Origin of the sequence: Nitratifractor sp. (assembly GCF_015487065.1) — a bacterium.
Taxonomy (GTDB): domain Bacteria; phylum Campylobacterota; class Campylobacteria; order Campylobacterales; family Sulfurovaceae; genus Nitratifractor.
Genome location: NZ_WFQN01000059.1, coordinates 1 through 2,925 on the forward strand (window position 1 = coordinate 1; position 2,925 = coordinate 2,925).

A 2,925-nucleotide genomic window follows, 5' to 3' on the forward strand; every position below is an offset into this window, starting at 1 on the left:
CCATGGGGGCAAAGAGCAGCATCCCCGCCGCCAGAGGCCAGACGAAAGCGTAGTCGACCGCCTTGCGGCGAATATTCATCACACTGGAGGTGATGGTGGTGGTCGCTCCGGCAAAGAGTCCCACCGCTTTGGCGACGGTGAAATCGAGGCCAAGGAAGTGCAGCACCGGGATCAGGGCGATCCCCGACCCGGCCCCTCCCATGGAAAAGAGGGTCGAGAAGCCAAAGGCCAACAAAGTATAGAGAAGATAGTTGCTATCCAAAATATTTCCTTATACAAATGATAAGGGGTATACTATTGAAAGTGGAGTAAACTTCTCCTGATTAATCACCGTACAAAAAAAGGAGCTGCCAATGAAAGAGATCACGATGGAGACCAAAGTCTCCGAACTGCTCAACGACTATCCGGGGATGAAAGAGACGCTGATTGCCATCAACCCCAAGTTCAAAAAGCTCAACAATCCTGTTCTGCGCCGCACCTTGGCCAAGGTCGCCAGTGTCAAGCAGGCGGCGATCGTCGGGGGGATGGATCCTCTGGAGCTTCTCAATCGCTTGCGCGAATCGGTCGGCCAGCCGCCGGTGGATGCGGCGGGTGAGACGGCGGCGCCTAACGCGCCGCAGGAGAAACCTGCCTGGGGCTCGGAAGAGCCCAAAACGACCCTGGATGCCAATGCCCTGCTGGATGCCCAGAAAAACCCCCTCGCCGAAGCCAACCTGGCCCTCAAGAAGATCGGCGAAGGGGAGTTTATCGCCTTGCACTCCGACTTCAAACCCGAACCTCTGATCGAAGAGTTTCAAAAGGCGGGACGTGAGGTTTATTGTGAGCAGAATGGGGAGAATGCGTTCATCACCTATGTACGGAAATAAGGGAAGTAATTGAGAATTGAGGATTGAGAATGGAGAATTACGAATCCTGAGAGTCGTAGAGCGGAATTGTGTTCCCACGATAAAAACTTTTCAATCTGAGATGTCTTTACAAAAATAATAATATTTGTTATAAATATGTAAAGCAAAAAAGAGGAGGGGTCCGGTGAAAAAAGCAGTCAATTTGCGACTCGAAGAGCGAATCATCGTTTTGCTCAATGGCCTCAGTGAAGAGTTCCATACGACCAAGACCGAGATCGTAGAGAGAGCCATCGAGCGCTTCTCCAACGAAAGCCGGAAAAAACAAAACCGACTGATGGATTTCGCCGGAAAACTCAGCGGGAAAGAGGCGGAGAGCATGCTTGAGGCGATCCGAAAGGACAAAAATTCAAAAGATTTCTCTCTGGATTTGTAATGGCGAAACTCCTTTTCGACAGCGATATTCTCATCTATTTTTTGAAGGGAAGAAAAGAGGTAGTAGAACAGTTCGCCAAACATCCCCCGGACGATCTTTTGACCTCGCGTATCAACTATACGGAACTCCTTTATGGTGCGTACAACTCTGCCCGTGTAGAAAGAAATCTACAAACGATCCGTGAATTTTTGGAAAATTTCGAGATTTTGGAGTTTGATAAAAGGGCCGCGGAAGTTTTCGCTATGGAAAAAGCCCGGTTAAAAAAGAGAGGAACGATCATTGCCGATATGGATCTGATGATCGCGTCGATAGCTGTGGCGAACGATCTGGCTCTGGTGACGAACAATATGCGACATTTCGAGCGTATCAAAGATCTGCGACTGGTGCGATGGATGTGAATGTTTGAAAAAAGTTGCAGTAAAAAGCTAAAGACTATCGACTAGAGACTAGTGACTAAATTTGGCGAGAGGGTGGAGGAATCGAACCTCCCTCCGGACGGTCATCCGCCCGGACGATCGGGTTTGAAGCCCGCGGTGTCCACCAGGATCACATACCCCCCGTTTTTTGAATCGTCATTATACCTGATCCGATTCTGTATTTGGGAAAATGTTAAAGAAGAAAAAGCGCTTCCGGGAATCTTCCCGGTCGCCTGAAGAGAAGTTGACAAACTTCCGTATGAGCGAACCTCGCTCCTATTTGTCAACTTATCAGGCGGGAATGGCGCCGCTGTCGTTGGAGTAGTGCTCCAGATATTCGTAGACATCCTGAGCGTATTTCTGATTGGTGATCGGAGGCAGTTTGCCCATTTTGGGGCAGAGCTTCTGGATCTCCGCTTCCATTTTGCCCTCTTTGTAGAGTTGGGCCCACTCTTCGAGGCTGTGGGCCATCGCGATACGTGCCGTGGGGATTTGGCATCCGCCGGCGCGCATGATCAGTTTGTTGAGAATCTTCTCTCCTTTGCTGGGGTCCGCCGATCCGCTCGCGCTAAAGAGCACGAGGCCGAAGGCGATCGCCAGCAGGAGACGTGTCAAGTTTTTCATCATACCTTTTCTCCTTTCAGTGCTCGGTGTCGGCATCGAGATTGAACAGTTTGGTTCCCACATAATAGAGCAGGATACAGAGCCCCAGACCGCCCAGAGAGATCATGATTTCGGTGGCACTGGGAAAGTAGTGGACCCACTCGGGTGGCAGCTGATATTCGCGGATTTTCATCATCTGCAGCGGTTTGAGCTGGGTGTCGTGGACCAGGTCGTAGCGCATGAAGAAGATACCGACCATACCGATCAGGGATCCCCAGAACATTCCCGTGACATTCTGGCCTTTGCTCTTGAGGATAATGATAAAGGGGATCAACATTCCACAGAGAACCTCCGCCCAGAAGGTCCAAGTCGTCAGGATGTGCTCGGCCACATCGGAGCGACCCGGTACGCCGCCGTAGATGGCGGTCAGCATCTTCCAGGTTTCGAAGAACATCAGGATCGCGATGAGCAGTCCTTGGATCTTGGCCAGATTGACCAGCATCTTGCGGATGTTTTCCGGGAAATTGAGCCGATACCTAAACCCCATCATAATAAAGGCGAGATAGATACCGGTGATGAAAGCGGTCAAGATGAAGTAGGTCGGATAGAAGACTCCCTGGGAGATGAG

Annotated in this window: 6 protein-coding genes and 1 tRNA gene; 3 read left to right on the forward strand and 4 right to left on the reverse strand. The window is 50.7% G+C overall.

Annotated features, from left to right (window positions below; genetic code table 11):
• Positions 1–262: TSUP family transporter (locus F8I07_RS03145; RefSeq protein ID WP_292655631.1), on the reverse strand; the 262-nt coding region annotated here is incomplete at its 3' end.
• 91 nt (positions 263–353) lie between these two features.
• On the opposite strand from F8I07_RS03145, the gene F8I07_RS03150 reads away from it, so the two are divergent.
• The 3 genes from F8I07_RS03150 to F8I07_RS03160 all read left to right on the forward strand — a co-directional run bounded on the left by F8I07_RS03150 (position 354) and on the right by F8I07_RS03160 (position 1,676).
• On the forward strand, positions 354–866 hold the full coding sequence (locus tag F8I07_RS03150; protein ID WP_292655633.1) for a DUF1858 domain-containing protein: 513 nt from the start codon (positions 354–356) through the stop codon (positions 864–866).
• Between the two features lie 163 nt (positions 867–1,029).
• The gene (locus tag F8I07_RS03155) at positions 1,030–1,278 is read left to right on the forward strand and encodes a hypothetical protein (protein WP_292655635.1); all 249 of its coding nucleotides are present in this window, start codon (positions 1,030–1,032) and stop codon (positions 1,276–1,278) included.
• Complete coding sequence (locus F8I07_RS03160) at positions 1,278–1,676, forward strand: type II toxin-antitoxin system VapC family toxin (RefSeq protein WP_292655637.1); 399 nt, start codon at positions 1,278–1,280, stop codon at positions 1,674–1,676. The genes F8I07_RS03155 and F8I07_RS03160 overlap by 1 nt, the downstream gene beginning before the upstream one ends.
• Positions 1,677–1,738: 62 nt before the next feature.
• Here the strand turns inward: F8I07_RS03160 and F8I07_RS03165 are convergent.
• The 3 genes from F8I07_RS03165 to nrfD all read right to left on the reverse strand — a co-directional run.
• Positions 1,739–1,837 (reverse strand) — tRNA-Sec (locus F8I07_RS03165).
• A gap of 148 nt (positions 1,838–1,985) precedes the next feature.
• The gene (locus F8I07_RS03170; protein WP_292655639.1) at positions 1,986–2,318 is read right to left on the reverse strand and encodes a hypothetical protein; all 333 of its coding nucleotides are present in this window, start codon (positions 2,316–2,318) and stop codon (positions 1,986–1,988) included.
• Positions 2,319–2,334: 16 nt separating this feature from the next.
• On the reverse strand, positions 2,335–2,925 hold a 591-nt coding region (gene nrfD / locus F8I07_RS03175), incomplete at its 5' end, for an NrfD/PsrC family molybdoenzyme membrane anchor subunit (RefSeq protein WP_292655642.1).